The following is a 20,339-nucleotide window of genomic DNA, read 5'->3' as shown; positions in this document are numbered from 1 at the left end:
GTCACGCTCGGCGCGATAGCGGGCCTCAGACGTCGGACGAGTAGCGGATCCCGCCGTCGGGAATCGAAACGCCGGGCCAGACCCGGGCGCCGCGCAGCAACTCGCAGCGCGCTCCGATGTCGGCGCCGTCGCCGATCACGCCGTCGCGGATCAGCGCCCGCGGGCCGATGCGCGCGCCGAAGCCGATGATGGAGCGCTCGATCACGCTGCCGGCCTCGACCTTGACGCCGTCGAAGATCACCGCGCCGTCCAGCCGGACGCCGGGGCCGATCTCGGCACCCCGCCCGACGACGGTGCCGCCGATCAGCACCGCGCCCGGCGACACCGCCGCGCCGTCGTGCACCAGCTGCTCGCCGCGGTGACCGCGCAGGGCCGGGGAGGGGGCGATCCCGCGCACCAGATCCGCCGAGCCCCGGACGAAGTCCTCCGGCGTGCCCATGTCGCGCCAGTAGCTGGAGTCGACGTAGCCGCAGACCCTGACGTCGGGGTCGGCGAGCAGGGCCGGGAACACCTCGCGCTCCACCGACACCTCCCGGCCGAGCGGAATCCGGTCGATGATGGCGCGTTTGAAGATGTACGTGCCCGCGTTGATCTGGTCGGTCGGCGGGTCCTGCGTCTTCTCCAAGAAGGCGGTGACCCGGCCGTCCGCGTCGGTCGTCACGCAGCCGAAGGCCCGCGGGTCGCCGACCCGCACCAGGTGCAGGGTGACGTCGGAGTGCTGCGCCCGGTGAAACTCGATCATCTGGCCGAGGTCGGAACCGGACAGCACGTCACCGTTGAACACCATCACGGTGTCGTGGCGCAGGTGCCCGGCGACGTTGGCGATGCCGCCGCCGGTTCCCAGGGGGCTGTCCTCGGTGACGTACTCGATCTGCAGGCCCAGCTTGGACCCGTCGCCGAACTCCGCCTCGAACACCGAGGCCTGATACGAGGTGCTCAGGATGACGTGCTCGATGCCCGCCTCGGCGATGCGGGACAGCAGGTGGGTCAGAAACGGCAGCCCGGCGGTCGGCAGCATCGGCTTGGGCGCCGACAGCGTGAGCGGACGCAGCCGGGTGCCTTTGCCGCCGACCAAGATCACGGCATCGACCTGCGGGTTAGCCATTTGTGCGCCGCCCTTCCGCCAGTTTCCGTCTCCGACTGCGCAGCGCGCCGCGCACCATCAGGCGGGACCGCAGCGCCAGCGAGGCCCGCAGCACCCAGCGCAGGGGCGCCCGCCACCAACCGGAGTGCCGGTCGGCCAGGAACAGGTAGGTGCTCCGGTGATGGGCCGCGAGGTGGCTCGCCGGGTCGCCCCCGGTGGAGTGGCCCTTGTGGTGCAGCACCTCGGCGGCCGGCACGTACACGCTCAGCCAGCCGGCCCGGCCGAGGCGATCCCCGAGGTCGACGTCTTCCATATACATGAAGTAGCGCTCGTCGAACCCGCCGACCTGGGCGAAGGCGGACCGGCGCACCAGCAGGCACGATCCGGACAGCCAACCCACCGGGCGTTCGGTGGGCTCGAGCCGCTCCTGGCGGTAGGCGGCCGTCCACGGGTTGCGCTTCCATAGCGGGCCCACCACCGCGTGCATGCCACCCCGGACCAGGCTGGGCAGGTGGCGCGCCGACGGGTACACCGAGCCGTCGGGGTCGCGGATGAGCGGGCCGAGGGCGCCGGCGCGCGGCCACCGGGTGGCGGCCTCCAGCAGGGCGTCGATGCTGCCCGGGCCCCACTGCACGTCCGGGTTGGCCACGATCACCCAGTCGTCCGACTCCAGCTGCGCCACCGCGCGATTGACCGCGGTGCCGTACCCGAGGTTGGCCCCCGTGTGGAACAACCGCACGTTGGGATAGCGCTCGACGGCGGCCTGCGGCGTCCCGTCGGTGGAGCCGTTGTCGGCCATCAGCACGCACACGGGCCGCTCGGTGGCCAGCGACAACGAGGCCAGGAAGCGCTCGAGGTGTGGGCCCGGTGAGTAGGTCACCGTCACGACCGGCAGAACGTCAGTCACGCGTAGAGGGTAACGGTCGGTCACTGCTCGATGCCGCCAGCGCCGCGACAAGCGCAGCGCGCCAGGGCCTTAACGGCCGCAGCCCCGCCGCGGCGGACTTCCGGCACGACAGTGCGGAGTAGGCCGGCCGCGGCGCGGGCCGCGGAAACTTGTCGGTGCCGACCGGCCGCACCCGCGCCGGGTCGGCGCCGCATTCGGAGAACACCGCGCGCGCCTGCTCGAAGCGCGACACCGCGCCCTCGTTGGCGGCGTGCAGGATCGGCCCGGGCACGCGGTCGTCGGCGACCTGCAGCAGCGCGGCCGCCAGGTCTCCCACGTAGGTCGGTGAGCCGATCTGGTCGTCGACGACGTCCACCGGACCGTCCCCGGCGGCCAGCCGGCGCATGACGGCGACGAAGTCCTTGCCGTCAGCGCCGGTGTAGACCCAGGCGGTCCGGACGATCACGGCGTCGGGCAGCGCCCCCAGCACGGCCCGCTCCCCCGCGAGCTTGCTGCGGGCGTACACGCCCTGCGGCGCGGTTTCGTCGTCGGGCTCGTAGGGCCGGGGCGCCGCGCCGTCGAAGTCGCCGTCAAAGACGTAGTCGGTGGAGACGTGGATCAGCCGGGCGCCGGCGCGCGCGCAGGCCCGGGCGATGTTCTCCGGGCCGGCGGCGTTGACGGCGTAGGCGCCGGCCTCGTCGCTCTCGGCGCCGTCGACGTCGGTGTACGCCGCGCAGTTGATCACCACGTCGCCGCGCCGGACGATCCGCTCGGCGGCGACGGGGTCGGTGATGTCCCACTCCGAGGACGTCAGCGCCAGCACGTCGCGGCCCTGGCCGGCGGCCAGGGAACGCAAACAGCTGCCCAGCTGCCCCCCGGCACCGGCGATCACGATCCTGGTCGACATGGTTTGAGTCTGGCATGCGCCGGAACGCTCGGGTGACGCCTGGGGCGCGCGGGGGTTCGCTACCCGCGAAGCGTCTGTGTCGCAAGTAACCTAGTGGGATGTCTGTGCATCGTGTGGTTCGTGTGATTGCCACTGCGCTCACGCTCGCGGTCGTCGTCGGCACCGGGATCGCGTGGAGCAACGTCCGAGCCTTCGAGGACGGCATCTTTCACATGTCCGCACCCTCGCTCGGCAAGGGCGGCGACGACGGCGCGATCGACATCCTGCTGGTCGGCATGGACAGCCGCACCGACGCCCACGGCAACCCCCTGTCCCAAGAGGAACTGGCCACCCTGCGGGCCGGCGACGAGGAAGCGACCAACACCGACACGATCATCCTGATCCGGATCCCCAACAACGGGAAGTCGGCGACCGCCATCTCGATTCCCCGCGACTCCTACGTCGCCGCGCCGGGCCTGGGTAAGACGAAGATCAACGGCGTCTACGGCCAGACCCGCGAGGCCAAGCGCACCAACCTGGTCAAGGCCGGCGATTCGGCCGAGGACGCCGCCGCCCAGGGCACCGAGGCCGGGCGCGAGGCCCTGATCAAGACCGTCGCCGACCTCACCGGCGTCACCGTGGACCACTACGCCGAGATCGGGCTGCTCGGCTTCTCGTTGATCACCGACGCCCTCGGCGGCGTGGACGTCTGCCTCAAAGAGCCGGTGTTCGAACCGCTTTCGGGTGCCGACTTCCCGGCCGGCCCGCAACGGCTCGACGGGCCCGAGGCGCTCAGCTTCGTCCGGCAGCGCCACGAATTGCCGCGCGGCGACCTGGACCGGGTGGTGCGCCAGCAGGTGGTGATGGCGTCGCTGGCCCATCGGGTCCTCTCCGGCAAGACGCTGTCCAGTCCCACCACGATGCGCCGGCTGGAGGCCGCCGTGCAGCGCTCGGTGGTGATCTCGTCGGGTTGGGACGTGATGGATTTCGTCCAGCAGATGCAGAAGCTGGCCGGCGGCAACGTCGCGTTCGCCACCATTCCGGTGCTGGACGGGGCCGGCTGGAGCGACGACGGCATGCAGAGCGTCGTGCGCGTGGATCAGCGTCAGGTCCAGGACTGGGTCAGCGGGCTGCTGCACGAGCAGGAGCAGGGCAAGACCGAGGAGATCGCCTACACCCCGGCGAAGACCACCGCCAGCGTGGTCAACGACACCGACATCAACGGGCTGGCGTCAGCGGTCTCACAGGTGTTGACCGCCAAGGGATTTGGTGCCGGCACCGTCGGCAACAACGACGGCGGCCACGTCAAGGGCAGCCAGGTGCGGGCCGCCAAGGCCGACGACCTGGGCGCCCAGGAGGTGTCCAAGGAGCTGGGCGGGTTGCCGGTGGTGGCCGATCCGTCCGTGGCGCCCGGCTCGGTCCGGGTGGTGCTGGCCAACGACTACACCGGCCCCGGCTCGGGACTGTCCGGCACCGGCACGGTAATGCCCGCCCGGGTGTCCAACGTCGGTTCGGTGGCCCCCGACCCGAACGTCCCCGCGCCCTCGCCGATCCTGACCGCCGGCTCCGACAAGCCCGAGTGCATCAACTGAGCACGCTCGCCGGCGCCATCCTCGACCCGATGCTGCGGACCGACCCGGTCGGCCCGCGCATCACCTACTACGACGACGCGACCGGGGAACGCATCGAGTTGTCCGCGGCGACGCTGGCGAACTGGGCGGCCAAGACCGGCAACCTGTTGCGCGACGAGCTGGGCGCTGGCCCGGGCAGCCGGGTCGCGATCCTGCTGCCGGCGCACTGGCAGACGGCGGTCGTGTTGTTCGGCGTGTGGTGGATCGGCGCCGAGGCGGTACTCGAGCCGGGCCCGGCGGACCTAGCGCTGTGCACCGCCGACCGGCTCGACGAGGCCGACATCGCCTTGGCGGCATCGGGGGGTGAAGTCGCGGTGCTGTCGCTGGACCCCTTCGGCCGCCCGGCCCCCGACCTGCCGATCGGCGTCACCGACTACGCCACCGCGGTGCGGGTGCACGGCGACCAGATCGTCGCCGAGCGCCATCCCGGCCCGGCGCTGGCCGGCCGATCGGTCGACGACGTCCTCGCCGATTGCCAAAGCTCGGCCGCCGCAAGGGGATTGACGGCGAAGGACCGCGTTCTTTCCAGCGCGGCGTGGTCGAATCCCGACCAACTGGTGGACGGCCTGCTGGCGATCCTGGCCGTCGGCGCGTCGCTGGTGCAGGTGGCCCATCCCGACCCGTCGGCGCTTGAACGCAGGATCGAAACGGAGAAGGTCACCCGGGTGCTCTGAACAGGGCGGCCTGACTGCGGAAATCGAGCGCGATCCTCCGCGGTCGCATCCGCCTAAACCGTCGAGCGGCCGTCAGAATGGCGGTGGATCGTCGTCGGGGTCGGGTGGCGTGGGCCCAGCCCGGGCCAGGCGCGCCTCGCGATTGGCTCGGCGTTCCGCGGCCACGCGGTGGGCGCGGTTTTGGGCGCGGGTGCGGCGTCGTTTCGGCATCATCGCGCTGCGCTGACCGCAGTAATACTGCGGCAGGTCGGCTTCCGGTGCCGGCATGCCGCCCACGGCGTAGCACAGGCTGGGGAACAGCAGCGCGCTGCCCGGGGTCGTGACGTACGTCTGTCCGGACGGCGAGGTCAGGATCAACGTGCCGTCAGCCAGCTGCTGTTCGGTCCAGCCCCAAAAAGTCTTCAGAAGATGATGGGTCGGGCAATAACACTTGATGTTGCCCGCGTGGGTGGGCCCGCCGTTGGCGTAGGGGATGGTGTGGTCGAGCTGGCAGTTGCCGGCCGGGACGTCGCACCCGGGCCACCGGCAGGTCAGGTCGCGGGCGCGTACGAAATCGGCCAGCGCCTTCGACGGGGTGTAGCCGGGCTCGGGTGGCGCGCAGCCGGGATGGACCAGCGGGACGAGTTTGGCTGACTTGGCGAGTTCGGTGATCAGTTCGGGAGTGATAAGCCCGTCGGCATTGATCTCGCAGGCCGGTGCCTGTCCGCCGTCGAGGGTGTCCTGAGAGGCGATGACGTGGATGGTCACCGGCGAGGACGCGGGCCGTCGCCCCGCGGCGCAATCAGCTCGCCCGCAGCGGCAGCCCAGCCGGTCCGCGCCGGCTGCCAGCGCCCCGAGCGCATCCGCCCGGCGCTGTTCCCCGGTGCGGGGGTCGTGCTCACACACCGTGGCCGCCAGGGCAGTCAACCGGGTGTCCAGCGCGTGGGCGTCGACGGTGAACAGGCTGCCGCCGATTTCGGAGATCCCGTCGGCGTCGACGCCGATCCAGATCTCGCGATCGAGATGGCGTTTCGTGCGACGGCGCACGGCATCGGCGTCCACGCGGGCCACGATGGCGTCGATTTTGGCCGACAGCCGGCCCCGCGTCAGCGACGGCCAGCGCGCCACATTGGCGGCTATGAGTTCATCGACGCGGTTCAACGCGTCGGAATCGACGATCAGGTCGGTCCGCGAGACGATCGTGCTGAACGCCTGAAAACCGATGCCACCGGCGAGAAACACCTCAGCGGTGTGGGGCAGTCGTTCATCCATCGCGCGGGCATAGTGCACTTTGTCGGTGGCCAGCCCTTGGCTGATCCGCAGGCGCGCGGCCACTTCCGCGGCCACCGCCGCCATCGTGTCGATGGCCCAGTCCTCGGCCTCCGGACCCTGCGCCAGCCGGTACCGGAACAACCCGCCGATCGCCGCGAACTGCGCGGCCACCGCCTGGTTCTCGATACGCACCGCCGTGCCGATCTGCTCGATCCAGTCCGCCGACTCCGCCGTCGCGGTCTTCTGCCGCGCCCGTCCCAGCATCTCCTCGGCCCACTTGTCGAGCCGCGCGACGAGCTCAGACGACGAGCGTGACTTATCGAACATGTGTTCGAGTATGCCACACCCCTACGACATTGATTCTGTTCAGGCGACCCGATTAAGGATGGTCGCGGTGGCCACTACCGGTGGTGACTCGCCGTTCTGACTGACGCCCTGTTGGGTTGTCTTGGAATTGATCTGTCCCACCGGTCAGTGGTTGCCGAAGGATGCCCCCGGCGGGGCGGACATGACTTAATCAGGAGCCTGGCAGTTCCCTCTTCAATGTCTTGTCTGCCCGCCCGGCCGGGGTGTCCGCCATTCCGCTACCCGCAGAAGGAGACACCACCATCGTGACAGCTTCACGCGTCGTCGTCATCGGCGCCGACACCCATTTGGATACCGTCCACCTAGCCGTTTTGGATACGACGGGAAAACCGTTGGCCGATACCAAGTTTCGGACGCGCCCCGTCGACTATTTCGTGGCGGTCAAATGGGCGCAAAGCTTCGGACAGGTGCAAATCGCAGGTATCGAGGGCACCAGCTCCTATGGCGCCGGGCTGACTCGGGCTTTCCAGGACGCCGGGATCGAGGTCGCCGAAGTCAACCGGCCTGACCGCGCAGCCCGTCGACGACAAGGCAAATCCGACCCATTGGATGCCTACGCTGCGGCCCGGGCCGCGCTGGCCGGTCACGGATTGGCCGTGCCCAAAGATGAACACACCCACGCATTGCGGGCCCTGCTGATCGCGCGTCGCGGGGCCGTCAAAGCGCGCACCCCGCAATCAACCAGATCAAAGCGTTGCTCGTCACCGCCCCCGCCGAGTTGCGAGAACACTACCGGCGTCACACCCCGACTCAACTGACCCGTGCGCTGGCCCGCTGCCGGCCCAGCACCCAGTCCGACCCGACCAGTGCCGCCATCCTCGCCGGGTGCAAAGCACTGGCTCAACGAACCGAGTTCCTCAAGCATCAGGAAAAAGACCTGACCACCGAACTCGACGCACTAATCACCACGATCAATCCCGGCCTGCGTGCGGCCTACGGCGTTGGGCCCGATACCGCCGCTCAGCTGATCATCACCGCCGGCACCAACCCGCACCGCCTGCGCAGCGAGGCGGCCTTCGCAATGTTATGCGGCGCAGCTCCCATCCCGGCGTCTTCAGGGAAGACGTCTCGTCATCGACTCTCCCGGGGCGGAGATCGAGCCGCCAACCAAGCGCTGCACCGCATCGCACTGGTCCGGATGTCAAACCATCCCAGCACCCGCGACTACGTCACACGCCAACTCGCCAACGGCCGTTCCAAGCGCGACATCCTGCGGCTGCTCAAACGCGCCATCGCCCGCGAAACCTTCAGGCTGCTCACCCGGCAATGCGACATCGACGACTACAGCGACCTGCGCCCAGCCCGTCAAACCAAGAACATCACGGTCACCGCCGCAGCCCAACACCTCGGTGTCTGGCCAACGGTCATCTCCCGGATAGAACGAGGACTCCAACGTGACGACACCCTCGCCGACAACTACCGCCAATGGCTAGCAGCGGCCTAAAACACCCTTGACACGAATAGGAGCATCAAGACGAGCCCGCCGGTCGCCCGCAATCCATATTGATATCGCTATATTTCGATGTTAACGTCGGGACAACGCACACACGACCAGCACGGAAGGTTGAAGCGATGCCGGGGTACGGGCTATTGGCTAAAGCTGCAGGGACGGTGGTGACGGGATTGGTCGGAGTGACCACCTATGAGCTGGCACGCAAAGCCCTGAGCAAGGCGCCGCTGCACGAGACCGCGGTGTCGGCCGCCGAGCTGGGGCTGCGCGGGACCCGCAAGGCCGAAGAGGCGGCCGAGTCGGCCCGGCTGAAGCTCGCCGACGTCATGGCCGAAGCCCGCGAGCGCATCGGCGAGGAGGCGCCCACACCCTCGATCGGCGACGCCCACCAGCACGAGCACTGATCCCCGCGCAGATGGCGCCCGCCACCGCCCTGGACCCAGTCCTCCCGGAAGACCCTGCGCTGCATATTGTTTCGGATGCGGCCGGGCGCATGCGGGTTTCCGTCGAATGGCTCCGGTGTGACTCCCGGCGCGCGGTGGCCGTCGAGGAGGCCGTCGCCAAGCAGGACGGCGTGCGGGTGGTGCACGCCTACCCGCGCACCGGCTCCGTCGTCGTCTGGTATTCGCCCCGGCGCTGCGACCGCTCCGCGGTGCTGGCGGCGATCGGCGGCGCCGTGCACGTCGCCGCCGAGCTGATCCCGGCCCGCGCGCCCCATTCGTCGGAGATCCGCAACAGCGACGTGGTGCGGATGGTCGTCGGCGGCGCGGCGCTGGCCCTGCTCGGGGTGCGCCGTTACGTGTTCGCCCGGCCGCCGCTGCTCGGCCCGAACGGCCGGATCCTGGCCACCGGGATCACCATCTTCACCGGCTACCCCTTCCTGCGGGGCGCGCTGCGCTCGTTGCGCTCGGGCCGCGCCGGCACCGACGCCCTGGTGTCGGCGGCGACGGTGGCGAGCCTGGTGCTGCGCGAGAACGTGGTCGCGCTCACGGTGCTGTGGCTGCTCAACATCGGCGAGTATTTGCAGGACCTGACCCTGCGCCGGACTCGCCGGGCCATCTCGGAGCTGTTGCGCGGGAGCCAGGACACGGCGTGGATCCGGCTGACCGACGGGGCCGAGGTCCAGGTGCCCATCGACAGCGTGCAGATCGGCGACGAGGTGATCATCCACGACCACGTCGCGGTACCGGTGGACGGCGAGGTGCTCGACGGCGAGGCGATCGTGAACCAGTCCGCGATCACCGGCGAGAACCTGCCCGTTTCCGTCATGGTCGGCGCGCACGTGCACGCCGGGTCGGTCGTGGTGCGCGGTCGCCTGGTGGTGCGCGCCGAGGCCGTCGGCAACCAGACCGCGATCGGGCGCATCATTACCCGGGTCGAGGAGGCGCAGCACGACCGGGCCCCCATCCAGACGGTCGGCGAAAACTTCTCCCGCCGTTTCGTTCCCACCTCGTTCATCGTCTCGGCCCTCACCCTGGCGGTCACCGGCGACGTGCGGCGCGCGATGACCATGCTGTTGATCGCGTGCCCCTGCGCGGTGGGCCTGTCCACCCCGACCGCGATCAGCGCGGCAATCGGCAACGGTGCCCGCCGCGGCATCCTGATCAAGGGCGGATCCCACCTCGAACAGGCCGGCCGGGTGGACGCGATCGTGTTCGACAAGACCGGGACGCTGACCGTCGGCCGCCCAGTGGTCACCAATATCATTGCCTTGCATAAGGATTGGGAGCCCGAGCAGGTGCTGGCGTATGCGGCCAGCTCGGAGATCCACTCCCGCCACCCGTTGGCCGAGGCCGTGATCCGCTCGACCGAGGAGCGCCAGATCACCATCCCGCCGCACGAGGAGTGCGAGGTTCTGGTGGGCCTGGGCATGCGCACCTGGGCCGACGGCCGCACCCTGCTGCTCGGCAGCCCCGGGCTGCTGCGCGCCGAGAAGGTGCGGGTGTCGAAGAAGGCGTCCGAGTGGGTGGACAGGCTGCGGCGCCAGGCCGAGACCCCGCTGCTGCTGGCGGTCGACGGCAAGCTGGTGGGGCTGATCAGCCTGCGCGACGAGGTGCGGCCCGAGGCGACCGAGGTGTTGAAACAGTTGCGGGACAACGGTATTCGTCGCATCGTCATGCTCACCGGCGATCACCCCGACATCGCCCGGGTGGTCGCCGAGGAACTGGGCATCGACGAGTGGCGCGCCGAGGTGATGCCGGAGGACAAGCTCGAGGTGGTGCGCGGTCTGCAGGACGACGGCTACGTGGTGGGCATGGTGGGCGACGGCATCAACGACGCCCCGGCGCTGGCCGCCGCCGACATCGGGATCGCCATGGGCCTGGCCGGAACCGACGTCGCGGTCGAGACCGCCGACGTGGCGCTGGCCAACGACGACCTGCATCGGCTGCTCGACGTGCGGGACCTGGGCGCCCGGGCCGTCGACGTCATCCGGGAGAACTACGGCATGTCGATCGCGGTCAACGCCGTGGGCCTGGTGATCGGGGCCGGCGGCGCGCTGTCGCCCGTGCTGGCCGCGATCCTGCACAACGCGTCGTCGGTCGCGGTGGTGGCCAACAGCTCCCGACTGATCCGCTACCGCCTGGGCTAGGGGCTCGCCCGCGCGGCGCCGAAATTGCCGTCAGGGCTGTCGATCCAGGCCGGGCCACAGCCATGGTGGCAATCTCGTCGTTTCGGCGCCATCGTTATTCTGGCTAACGACTAGACGGAAAAGGGGTATTGCCGATGACGCGCACCGACAACGACAGCTGGGACCTGGCCACCAGCGTGGGGGCCACCGCCACCATGGTGGCCGCCGGGCGGGCGAGGGCCACCCGCGACGCGCTGATCGACGACCGGTTCGCCGAGCCGCTGGTGCGCGCCGTCGGCGTCGACTTCTTCACCCGGTGGGCCGACGGCGAACTCGACTCCGCCGACGTCGACGAGCCCGGCGCCCCATGGGGCATGCAGCGCATGACGGACATGCTGGCAGCCCGCACGCGCTACATCGACGCGTTCTTCGCCGAGGCGGGCGCCGCCGGGATCCGCCAGGTGGTCATCCTGGCCTCCGGCCTGGACGCGCGCGCATACCGGCTGCCCTGGGCCGCGGGCACCACGGTCTTCGAGATCGACCAGCCGCAGGTGCTCGATTTCAAGGCCGTCACCATCGCCGAACTCGGCGCCACCCCGATGGCAAAGGTGCGCACCGTGCCGATCGACCTACGGCACGATTGGCCGTCGGCGCTGCGGCGGGCCGGGTTCGACACCGAGCGGCCCGCCGCCTGGGCCGCCGAGGGCCTGCTGAGCTTCCTGCCGGCAGAAGCCCAGGACCGGCTGCTGGACGACATCACGGCCCTGAGCGCCGACGGTAGCCGGCTGGTGGCCGAGGTCTTTTCGAATACCGGCGTCAGCGGGGAGGCGCTGAACGCCGCCAGCCAGAAGTGGCGGGACAACGGCCTGGAGATCGCGCTTGGCGACCTGGGCTTCCCCGGCGAGCGCAACGACGCGGCGACCTACCTCGAGCAACACGGCTGGCGGGCGGTTCGCACACCCCTGAATCGGTTGCTGGCCGACAACGGGTTACCTTTGCAGCGCACCGACCCGGGCGCGCCGTTCGCCCAGAACTATTACTGCACCGCGGTGTTGCACAAGGCAGGTTGACCCATGGCAGACAGCACGCCCGCCAAGCCCCTTGACGGTTTCCGGGTGCTCGACTTCACCCAGAACATCGCCGGGCCGCTGGCCGGGCAGGTGCTGGCCGACCTGGGCGCCGAGGTGATCAAAATCGAGGCGCCCCTCGGTGAGGCGGCCCGGCACATCACCGCGGTCCTGCCCGGACGTCCGCCCCTGCCCACGCTGTTCCTGCCCCACAACCGGGGCAAGAAGTCGGTGGCGGTGGACCTCACCGACGACGAGGCCAAGCAGCAGATCCTGCGGCTGGCCGACACCGCCGACGTCGTACTCGAGGGGTTCCGCCCCGGCGTAATGGAACGCATGGGCCTGGGCCCCGACGTCTTGCGCACCCGCAACCCGGGGCTCATCTACGCGCGGCTGTCGGCCTACGGCGGCAACGGCCCGCACGGCAGCAGGCCGGGCGTCGACCTGATGGTTGCGGCCGAGTCGGGCATGACCACCGGGATGCCGACGCCCACCGGCAAACCGCAGATCATCCCCTTCCAGCTCGTCGACGCCGCCAGCGGTCACGTGCTGGCCCAAGCGGTGCTGGCCGCGCTGCTGAACCGGGAGCGCCACGGGGTGGCCGACGTGGTGCGGGTCGCCATGTACGACGTCGCGGTCAACCTGCAGGCCAGCCAGCTCACCATCCACCTGAACAAGCCGAGCGAGGCGCCCAAGCCCGACGCCACGCCAAAAGCCAAGAAGCGCAAGGGTGTCGGCTTCGCCACCCAACCGTCGGATGCGTTCAAGGCCGCCGACGGGTACCTGGTGATCAGCGCGTATGTGCCCAAACACTGGAAGAAGCTGTGCGAGCTCATCGGCCGGCCCGACCTACAGGACGACGAGCGTTTCATCGACCAGCGTTCGCGCGCAATGAATTACCCCGAATTGACCGAGGAACTGGAATCGGCGCTGGCCGCCAAGACGGCGGCCGAATGGGTGCAGCTGCTGCAGGAGGGTGGCCTGATGGCCTGCCTGGCCTACACGTGGAAGCAGGTCGTGGAGACCCCGCTGTTCGCCGAGAACGAGCTCGGCCTGCGGGTGGGCAGCGGTGGCGACGCCGTCACGGTGGTCCGCATGCCCGCGCGCTACTCAAGCTTCGACGCGGCGGTCGCCGAACCCCCGCCCGCGCCGGGACAGCACAACGACGTGTTTCTGGGTGCGCCCGAAACCGCGTCGTGAGGTAGCCCCGGCGATAACCCACCCCGACGTTGCTGCTGAGACGAGCCTCGCGATGACGCCTGCATCCTCCGTGCCCAATGCCGGAAAGCTGACGCGCCAACGCCGAAGCGACGGTGCGATCATCGGGCATCAACGCCGGGCATATACCGACGCTCTCCCCGGGATGCCAGCGAAGAAGCCGTAATCCGCCTGTTTCTTCAGTCACTGAATTGGCCACTGCATTACTTTTCTTTGAATCGCCAATGAATCGGCGCCCGGGGTCGGCGATCAATGGGGCCATCGAGGAGAATTTCTTTACGTACGTTTTCGCGGGCGGCGTCTATCGCTGCCCGCTTATTCGACTTATCTCGCCCACGATGCCCAGTGGATACCTCATTGACACCCGAGGTATACGCCGGTCGGGAGGGTCTTCGGCTTGCGGCACCGGGCCGCCGCCGATGACCTGCCTGGCCGGTTTCAAAGGAGTGAAAATTGTGACCGCGGCTGTCAACACTTCGGTAAACGCGCCCGAGTCTGGCTCAATCGTGCGTAATCTGCGCTACGACGTCCCGGCATCGCTCGTCGTCTTCCTGGTTGCGCTTCCCCTTTCGCTGGGGATTGCCAGCGCTTCCGGGGCGCCGCTGATGGCCGGATTGATCGCCGCGGTCGTAGGCGGGATTGTCGCGGGTTCCATTGGCGGGTCGGCGCTTCAGGTCAGCGGCCCGGCCGCGGGCCTCACCGTGGTCGTCGCCGGGCTGATCGATGACCTCGGGTGGCAGATGACGTGCCTGATGACCATGGCCGCGGGCGCGCTGCAGCTCCTGTTCGGCCTGAGTCGGCTGGCTCGCGCCGCGTTGGCCATCGCGCCGGTCGTGGTGCACGCCATGCTGGCGGGCATCGGTATCACCATTGCCCTGCAGCAAGTTCATGTGCTGCTGGGCGGCGCGTCGCATAGCTCGGCCTGGCAGAACATCATCGCGTTGCCGAGCGGCATCCTCAATCACGAACTGCATGAAGTGATCGTTGGCGGGCTGGTTATCGCAATTTTGTTGCTTTGGGCAAAGCTACCCCCCAAGGCCCGTATCGTCCCCGGCCCACTCGTGGCCATCGTGATGGCGACCGTGTTCGCGATCGCTGTGGGGCTGGATGTTGAGCGAATCAGCCTGTCGGGCAACTTCTTCGAGGCCATTGGACTGCCCAGTATTCCCGAAACGGCCCCGGGAGGGCGGGCGTGGGTTCACGAGATCAGCGCCGTAGTGCTCGGTGTCCTCACGATCGCGCTGATCGCCAGTGTCGAATCGCTGCTGTCGGCGGTCGGCGTCGACAAGCTCCATCACGGCCCGCGCACGAACTTCAACCGGGAAATGATCGGACAGGGCAGCGCGAATATGGTGTCGGGATTGCTCGGCGGGCTGCCCGTCACCGGGGTCATCGTGCGCGGCTCGACCAATGTGACCGCCGGCGCCCGTACCCGGATGTCGGGGATCCTGCACGGCGTGTGGATCCTGCTGTTCGCGTCGCTGTTCACCAATCTGGTCGACCTCATTCCCAAGGCGGCGCTGGCCGGTCTGCTCATCGTGATCGGTGTCCAGCTCGTCACGCTCGCCCACATCAAAGTTGCCCGGCGCACAGGCAATTTCGCGATCTATGTCATCACCATCATGGGCGTGGTGTTCCTCAACCTGATGGAGGGCGTGGCTATTGGACTTTTCGTCGCGATCGCCATCCTGTTGATCCGGGTGATACGCGCTCCCATCGAGGCCAGGCCGTATGGGGGCGAGGAGTCGAAGCAATGGCGGGTCGATATCGACGGCACGCTGAGCTTCTTGCTCCTGCCCCGCCTGACCCATGTGCTGTCGACGCTGCCCAAGGGGTCTGAGGTGACGTTGAACCTGAACGCGGACTACATCGATCACTCCATTTCCGAGGCCATTTCTGATTGGAGACGCGCCCATGAGGCGACCGGCGGGTCGGTAGTGATCGTTGAGACTTCGCCCGCGAAACTACACCACGCGCACGCGAGTCCCCCAAAGCGTCACTTGATGCCTAGGGCGATCGGAGTGGTTCCGCGGCGATCGTTGCGCGGCGATCACCGCAGCGACGCCAACGCTTCGGTTCTCGACGGCATCGATGAGTACCACCGCAACGGTATCGCGTTGCTGCACGCGCATATTGCCGAGCTGACCGATTCGCAGACCCCGTATGCGGTATTCCTCACGTGTGCCGACGCACGGATCCTGCCCAACGTCATCACCGCCAGCGGACCTGGTGACCTCTTTACCCTCCGCAACGTCGGCAACCTGGTGCCTACCGATCCGGCCGACCGATCCGTCGACGCCGCACTCGACTTCGCGGTCAACCAACTCGGCGTTAGTTCCGTTGTCGTCTGCGGGCATTCGTCGTGTGGCGCGATGGCGGCGCTGCTGCGGGACACCGATCACGCGACGACACCGATGGGTCGCTGGCTCGAATATGCACACGACAGTCTCGTCGCGTACCGGAATCATCACCCGGGACGCCGCAGCGGCGAGTCCTGCGGCTTTAACGAAGTCGACCAGCTGGGCATCGTGAATGTAGCCGTGCAAGTGGAAAGGCTGACTCGCCACCCGATCTTGGCAGCAGCGGTGGCTTCTGCTGATTTGCAGGTTGTCGGTACGTTCTTCGACATCTCGACCGCCCGGGTGTTCGAGGTGGATCAGAACGGCATCATCTGCCCCGATGAACCAGCCAGGGCGTATAGCACCGAAACGCCAGACTGACCCGAGGTTCCCCGGATTCAGACGCTCGGGAGCCGCACCACCTGGACGAAGAACTCGTCGATCTGCCGGACCGCTTTCATGAACTGATCCAGGTCAACGGGTTTGGTCACATACGCGTTGGCGTGCAGCTTGTAGCTGCGCAGGATGTCCTCCTCGGCCGAGGAGGTGGTGAGCACGACGACCGGGATGCGGGCCAGGTCCGGGTCGGACTTGATCTTCTCCAGCAGCTGGCGGCCGTCGTATTTCGGCAGGTTCAAATCCAGCAGGATGAGGTCGGGGCGCGGCGCGTCGGCGAACTGGCCGCGCCGGTAGAGGTAGTCGAGGCCTTCCTCCCCGTCGTGCGCGACGTGCAGTCGGTTCTGTACTTTATTGTGCTCGAACGCTTCTCGCGTGATGAGCTCGTCCCCCGGGTCATCTTCGACGAGCAGGATGTCGATTGCCCTGCCTTCGGATGTCATTGATGCGCTCCTTCCAAAGCGTCTGAGTCCGCTTCGCCAACGGGCTCGGGCGCGAGCATGGGCAGGGTGAACTCGAACCGCGTCCCCTCGGTCCGGGAGGTGTCGATCCGGATGGTGCCGCCGTGGTACTCGACGATCTTCTTGACCAGCGCGAGGCCGACACCGGTTCCGGCGTACACCTCGCGGCCGTGCAGGCGCTGGAAGATGACGAAGACCTTGTCCGCGAACTCCTCCGGGATGCCGATGCCGTTGTCCGACACGGTGATCAGCCATTCGCCGTCGTGGCCGCCGGTGACCGGTTCGCATTCGATGGCGACGCGCGGCCGGCGATCCTTGTGCCGGAACTTCACCGCATTGCCGATCAGGTTCTGCCACAGCATGGTCAGCAGCATCGGATCGCCCTTGATCCGGGGCAGGGCGTCGGGGCGCACGATCTCGGCGTCCGACTCCTCGATCGCGGTGGCCAGGTTGGCCAGGCCGGAGTCGAGCGCGGTGTCGAGGTCCACGTCGGTTTCCGTGGTGCCCAGCCTGCCGACGCGCGAGAAGGTGAGCAGGTCGTTGATCAGCGCCTGCATCCGCTTGGCGCCGTCGACCGCGAAGCCGATGTATTCGATGCCGCGCTCGTCGAGTTTGTCGCCGTATCGGCGCTCCAGCAGCTGACAGAACGACGCGACCTTGCGCAGCGGCTCCTGCAGGTCGTGCGACGCGACGTAGGCGAACTGCTCGAGTTCGGTGTTGGAGCGGCGCAATTCGGCCGCCTGCTCGTCCAGTTGCGCCTGGACCACCCGCGATATCTCGAGTTCCTCTACCATCCGCTTGCGCATGTTCTCCACGTCGATCGCCATGTTGCGGACGTCTTTCGGCCGCTTTGGCGGCGCGATGCTTTCCTCGAAACTGCCCCGGGTGATCCGCCGGCACGCCGCGGCCAGCGTTGCCAGCGGACGGGCCACGGTGTCCCGGACCAGGAACCACAGCAGCCCGGCCGTGACGAAGAACAGCAACACCAACGCGCCGAGCACCCTGTCGCGCCAGGAGTCGACGCGTCTGAGTTCGTCCGCGGCGGTCTCCCGCGCCGCGGACAGGTTCGCGTTCTGCCTCTCGAAAAGTGTTCGCAAATGGTCGAATTCGGCTTTGCCGCGCTCCGCCGACGGTTTGCTCGCGACGTTCTTGCCGTTGGGCATCACCTCCGCGATGACCGGCTCGGCGTAATTCGCCCGCCACTTGGCCGCGGCGCCCTCGATTTCGTCCAAATCACCGATCAGGTCGGGGCGCGAGCCCAGCCGGCGCCGGATCTCTTGCACCGCAGCCTGTTCGGTGTGCTGCCCGTCGTAATACGGCGTCAGGAACTGCCGGTCCCCGACGATCAGGTAGCCCCGGATGCCCGTCTCCTGGTCGCGCAGCGCGGCCTGCAGCCCGAAGGCCGCCACGCGCGCCGGCTGGATGCTGTCGACGAGCTCACGGGTCATTTCGTCGGTGCGGTTCAGCAGCAGCCCGCCCACCACCGCGCCGGCGAGCACCAGCACGCCCATGCTGACCAGCACGAGGGCCTGCCAGCCGCGCACGGTGAGCTGCGACGGGCGCAGGCGGCGCCAGCTCGGGGTCACGCGGTGGTCCTTTCCACCCGCAACACGGCGATGTCGTCGGTGAGCCCGCCGTGCGCCTGGGCGAGTTGCTGGGCCCCGTCCATGAGCGCGTCGACGAACTCGGGACCGGGCCGGTTCGCGTGCGCCCGGGCCAACTCGAGCAGCCCGTGTTCGCCGAGGCGTTCGGTGCCCCGTCCCGAATATCCCTCGAACAGCCCGTCGGTCAGCAGCAGCAGGCCGTGGCCCGCGGGAAACTCCAGCTCGTGCCGCGGCCAGTCGTCGGCGCGCAGCCCCAGCGCCGGACCACCCGGCGGCTCCACCCAGTCGACGGTGCCCTCGCGCTGCACCAGCATCCCCGGATGGCCGGCGCGGATGGCGGTGATTCGCGGGCTGTCGGCCGGGATCTCGAGACCGAGCACGGTCGCGAAAACGCCGGTGTCCGTTCGTTCGGAGTGCAGCACCCGCTCCAGCTGCCGCATCAGTTCCACGCCGTGCACGCCGGCGAGGGTGAGCGCGCGGAAGGCGATCCGCAGCGCCGCGCCCAGGGCGGCCTCGTGCGGCCCGTGCCCCGCGACGTCACCGATCACGACGTGCACGACCCCGTCGGGGGTCTGGACCACGTCGTAGAAGTCCCCGCACAGCAGCGCGTCCTCGCGGCTCGGCCGGTACCGGGCCACGATGTCGACGCCCGGGTCGTCCAGCAGCAGCGGGGAGGGCAGCAGGCCGCGCTCCAGCAGCGCGTTCTCGCGGGCCCGCAGCCGGCTCGCGTGCAGGTCGGCGGCGATCAGCTCGGCGCGCTTGCGCTCGATCGCGTACAGCAGCGCGCGTCGCAGCATCTCCGGCTCGACACGACCCTTGACCAGGTAGTCCTGGGCGCCCGCCGCGACGGCGGAAGCCCCGAAGTACTCGTCGTTCAGCCCGGTCAGCACGACGATCGGCACGGTCGCGTCACGCTTGGCGATGCGGTCCAGCGCGTCGATGCCGTTGGCGTCGGGCAGGTGCAGGTCCAGCAGCACGCAGTCGGGCCGGGCGGAGGCCAGCTCCTGCTCGGCGTGGGCCATCGACTGCGCCCACACCACGCGGATGTCGGCGACCGCGTCGGCGATCAGGTCTTCCACCAGCACCGCATCGGCGCGGTCGTCCTCGACCAACAGCAACGACAACGACTGCCAATGCGCCGCCGGGGTCACTGGAGCGCGCACGGGCACCGATTCCCGGTCATCCGGGGACGCGCAGCGGAAGCCGAACTGTTCACTTCAGACCCCCCTGGCCCGGCAAGACGTATTCGTCTGAGGTTAACCCACGCGGATCTTTAGGTCAGCGCAGCAGCGCCCGCGACATGACCACGCGCTGAATCTGGTTGGTGCCCTCGTAGATCTGGGTGATCTTGGCGTCGCGCATCATTCGCTCCACCGGGAAGTCCTGCGTGTAGCCGTAGCCGCCGAAGAGCTGCACCGCGTCGGTGGTCACCTCCATCGCGACGTCGGAGGCAAAGCACTTGGATGCCGCGGAGATGAAGCCCAGGTCGGATTCGCCGCGCTCGGCGCGGGCCGCCGCGTGGTACACCATCAGCCGGGCCGCCTCCACCTTCATCGCCATGTCGGCGAGCATGAACTGCACACCCTGGTTGTCGCTGACCGGGCGGCCGAACTGCTTGCGCTCCTTGGTGTATGCGATGGCGGCGTCCAGCGCGCCCTGGGCGATGCCGACTGCCTGCGCGCCGATCGTCGGCCGGGTGTGGTCCAGCGTCGCCAGCGCGGTCTTGAAGCCGGTGCCCGGCTCGCCGATGATCCGGTCGCCGGGGATGCGGCAGTTCTCCAAGTACAGCTCGGTGGTCGGTGAGCCCTTGATGCCGAGCTTTTTCTCCTTGGGGCCGACGGTGAACCCCTCGTCGTCGGCGTGCACCATGAACGACGAGATACCGTTGGCCCCCTTGTCCGGGTCGGTGACCGCCATGACGGTGTACCAGCTCGACTTGCCGCCGTTGGTGATCCAGCATTTGGTGCCGTTGAGAATCCAGTCGTCGCCGTCGGCCTTGGCCCGGGTCCGCATCGATGCGGCGTCGCTGCCGGCTTCCCGCTCGCTCAGCGCGTAGGACGCCATCGCGGTGCCGTCGGCGATCGACGGCAACACCTGCTTCTTGAGCTCCTCGGAGCCCCGCAGGATCAGCCCCATGGTGCCCAGCTTGTTCACCGCGGGGATCAGCGACGCCGAGGCGTCGACGCGGGCGACTTCCTCGATCACGATGCACGCCGCCACGGAGTCGGCGCCCTGGCCGCCGTACTCCTCGGGCACGTGCACCGCGTTGAACCCCGACGCGTTCAGCGCTTCCAGCGCCTCTTGCGGGAACCGCGAATTCTCGTCCACGTCGGCGGCGTGCGGGGCGATCTCCTTCTCCGCCAGCGCGCGGATCGCCGCCCGCAATTCGTTGTGTTCCTCGGGCAATTGGAACAAATCAAAGGTGGGGTCTCCGGCCCATCCAGCCATCTTTCGGCC

General features: G+C 68.6%; 17 protein-coding genes. 9 read left to right on the top strand and 8 right to left on the bottom strand.

The genetic code is table 11. The features are described 5' to 3' along the window. Positions 1–25: 25 nt before the first annotated feature. From KXD96_RS09135 to rfbD, 3 genes are read right to left on the bottom strand one after another with little or no spacing between them, the layout of a single operon-like run. Positions 26–1,105, bottom strand: coding sequence for an NDP-sugar synthase (locus KXD96_RS09135; RefSeq protein ID WP_260744269.1), 1,080 nt, complete (start codon positions 1,103–1,105; stop codon positions 26–28). Further along, positions 1,098–1,991: a glycosyltransferase family 2 protein gene (locus KXD96_RS09130; RefSeq protein WP_260744268.1), complete on the bottom strand. Its 894-nt coding sequence runs from the start codon at positions 1,989–1,991 to the stop codon at positions 1,098–1,100. Before KXD96_RS09130 ends, KXD96_RS09135 begins: the two co-directional genes overlap by 8 nt. Next, entirely contained in the window at positions 1,984–2,877 is an 894-nt protein-coding gene (gene rfbD / locus KXD96_RS09125) for a dTDP-4-dehydrorhamnose reductase (protein WP_260744267.1), read from the bottom strand. The genes KXD96_RS09130 and rfbD overlap by 8 nt, the downstream gene beginning before the upstream one ends. 98 nt (positions 2,878–2,975) lie before the next feature. On the opposite strand from rfbD, the gene KXD96_RS09120 reads away from it, so the two are divergent. Together KXD96_RS09120 and KXD96_RS09115 are read left to right on the top strand one after the other, a co-directional pair. Beyond that, positions 2,976–4,448: an LCP family protein gene (locus KXD96_RS09120; protein ID WP_260744266.1), complete on the top strand. Its 1,473-nt coding sequence runs from the start codon at positions 2,976–2,978 to the stop codon at positions 4,446–4,448. After that, positions 4,436–5,161 carry a TIGR03089 family protein gene (locus KXD96_RS09115; RefSeq protein ID WP_260744265.1) on the top strand — a complete coding sequence of 242 codons (726 nt, stop codon included), beginning with the start codon at positions 4,436–4,438 and terminating at the stop codon, positions 5,159–5,161. The genes KXD96_RS09120 and KXD96_RS09115 overlap by 13 nt, the downstream gene beginning before the upstream one ends. 72 nt (positions 5,162–5,233) lie before the next feature. Here the strand turns inward: KXD96_RS09115 and KXD96_RS09110 are convergent, their stop codons facing one another. Further along, positions 5,234–6,739, bottom strand: a complete 1,506-nt coding sequence (locus tag KXD96_RS09110) for an HNH endonuclease signature motif containing protein (RefSeq protein ID WP_260744264.1) — start codon at positions 6,737–6,739, stop codon at positions 5,234–5,236. A 284-nt stretch (positions 6,740–7,023) separates the two neighbouring features. Between KXD96_RS09110 and KXD96_RS09105 the strand changes: the two genes are divergently transcribed. The 7 genes from KXD96_RS09105 to KXD96_RS09075 all read left to right on the top strand — a co-directional run bounded on the left by KXD96_RS09105 (position 7,024) and on the right by KXD96_RS09075 (position 15,802). After that, a complete protein-coding gene (locus tag KXD96_RS09105) occupies positions 7,024–7,536 on the top strand; it encodes a transposase (RefSeq protein WP_260744263.1) in 513 nt (170 codons plus the stop codon). Then, entirely contained in the window at positions 7,473–8,222 is a 750-nt protein-coding gene (locus KXD96_RS09100; RefSeq protein ID WP_260744262.1) for a transposase, read from the top strand. Before KXD96_RS09105 ends, KXD96_RS09100 begins: the two co-directional genes overlap by 64 nt. Positions 8,223–8,350: 128 nt before the next feature. Then, on the top strand, positions 8,351–8,632 hold the full coding sequence (locus KXD96_RS09095; protein WP_260744261.1) for a DUF1490 family protein: 282 nt from the start codon (positions 8,351–8,353) through the stop codon (positions 8,630–8,632). An 11-nt stretch (positions 8,633–8,643) separates the two neighbouring features. Further along, positions 8,644–10,818 (top strand): manganese-exporting P-type ATPase CtpC, encoded by a 2,175-nt coding sequence (ctpC, locus tag KXD96_RS09090; protein ID WP_260744260.1) that lies wholly within the window; start codon positions 8,644–8,646, stop codon positions 10,816–10,818. A gap of 134 nt (positions 10,819–10,952) precedes the next feature. After that, entirely contained in the window at positions 10,953–11,867 is a 915-nt protein-coding gene (locus KXD96_RS09085; RefSeq protein WP_260744259.1) for a class I SAM-dependent methyltransferase, read from the top strand. Between the two features lie 3 nt (positions 11,868–11,870). Beyond that, a complete protein-coding gene (locus KXD96_RS09080; RefSeq protein WP_260744258.1) occupies positions 11,871–13,064 on the top strand; it encodes a CoA transferase in 1,194 nt (397 codons plus the stop codon). Between the two features lie 473 nt (positions 13,065–13,537). Then, the gene (locus tag KXD96_RS09075; protein ID WP_260744257.1) at positions 13,538–15,802 is read left to right on the top strand and encodes a SulP family inorganic anion transporter; all 2,265 of its coding nucleotides are present in this window, start codon (positions 13,538–13,540) and stop codon (positions 15,800–15,802) included. 17 nt (positions 15,803–15,819) lie between these two features. On the opposite strand, the gene KXD96_RS09070 is transcribed toward KXD96_RS09075, so the two are convergent. From KXD96_RS09070 to KXD96_RS09055, 4 genes are all read right to left on the bottom strand, one after another. Then, entirely contained in the window at positions 15,820–16,260 is a 441-nt protein-coding gene (locus tag KXD96_RS09070) for a response regulator (protein WP_260744256.1), read from the bottom strand. Then, entirely contained in the window at positions 16,257–17,789 is a 1,533-nt protein-coding gene (locus KXD96_RS09065) for a CHASE3 domain-containing protein (protein WP_260745289.1), read from the bottom strand. The genes KXD96_RS09070 and KXD96_RS09065 overlap by 4 nt, the downstream gene beginning before the upstream one ends. A 71-nt stretch (positions 17,790–17,860) precedes the next feature. Beyond that, positions 17,861–19,006: a PP2C family protein-serine/threonine phosphatase gene (locus KXD96_RS09060; RefSeq protein WP_313901655.1), complete on the bottom strand. Its 1,146-nt coding sequence runs from the start codon at positions 19,004–19,006 to the stop codon at positions 17,861–17,863. Positions 19,007–19,160: 154 nt separating this feature from the next. Beyond that, a complete protein-coding gene (locus KXD96_RS09055; RefSeq protein WP_260744254.1) occupies positions 19,161–20,330 on the bottom strand; it encodes an acyl-CoA dehydrogenase in 1,170 nt (389 codons plus the stop codon). Between the last annotated feature and the right edge of the window lie 9 nt (positions 20,331–20,339).

The sequence above is a fragment of the Mycobacterium sp. SMC-2 genome, assembly GCF_025263485.1.
Taxonomy (GTDB): domain Bacteria; phylum Actinomycetota; class Actinomycetes; order Mycobacteriales; family Mycobacteriaceae; genus Mycobacterium.
Note: the sequence above shows the minus strand (reverse complement) of the source record. Positions and strands in the feature narration are given on the sequence as shown.

Bases quoted from the DNA above. Each gene is read 5' to 3' on its own strand.
- KXD96_RS09080 (WP_260744258.1), top strand. From the start codon at position 11,871: ATGGCAGACAGCACGCCCGCCAAGCCCCTTGACGGTTTCCGGGTGCTC.
- rfbD (WP_260744267.1), bottom strand. From the start codon at position 2,877: ATGTCGACCAGGATCGTGATCGCCGGTGCCGGGGGGCAGCTGGGCAGC.
- KXD96_RS09065 (WP_260745289.1), bottom strand. From the start codon at position 17,789: ATGGGCGTGCTGGTGCTCGCCGGCGCGGTGGTGGGCGGGCTGCTGCTG.
- KXD96_RS09070 (WP_260744256.1), bottom strand. From the start codon at position 16,260: ATGACATCCGAAGGCAGGGCAATCGACATCCTGCTCGTCGAAGATGAC.
- KXD96_RS09120 (WP_260744266.1), top strand. From the start codon at position 2,976: ATGTCTGTGCATCGTGTGGTTCGTGTGATTGCCACTGCGCTCACGCTC.
- KXD96_RS09095 (WP_260744261.1), top strand. From the start codon at position 8,351: ATGCCGGGGTACGGGCTATTGGCTAAAGCTGCAGGGACGGTGGTGACG.
- ctpC (WP_260744260.1), top strand. From the start codon at position 8,644: ATGGCGCCCGCCACCGCCCTGGACCCAGTCCTCCCGGAAGACCCTGCG.
- KXD96_RS09135 (WP_260744269.1), bottom strand. From the start codon at position 1,105: ATGGCTAACCCGCAGGTCGATGCCGTGATCTTGGTCGGCGGCAAAGGC.
- KXD96_RS09110 (WP_260744264.1), bottom strand. From the start codon at position 6,739: ATGTTCGATAAGTCACGCTCGTCGTCTGAGCTCGTCGCGCGGCTCGAC.
- KXD96_RS09055 (WP_260744254.1), bottom strand. From the start codon at position 20,330: ATGGCTGGATGGGCCGGAGACCCCACCTTTGATTTGTTCCAATTGCCC.
- KXD96_RS09085 (WP_260744259.1), top strand. From the start codon at position 10,953: ATGACGCGCACCGACAACGACAGCTGGGACCTGGCCACCAGCGTGGGG.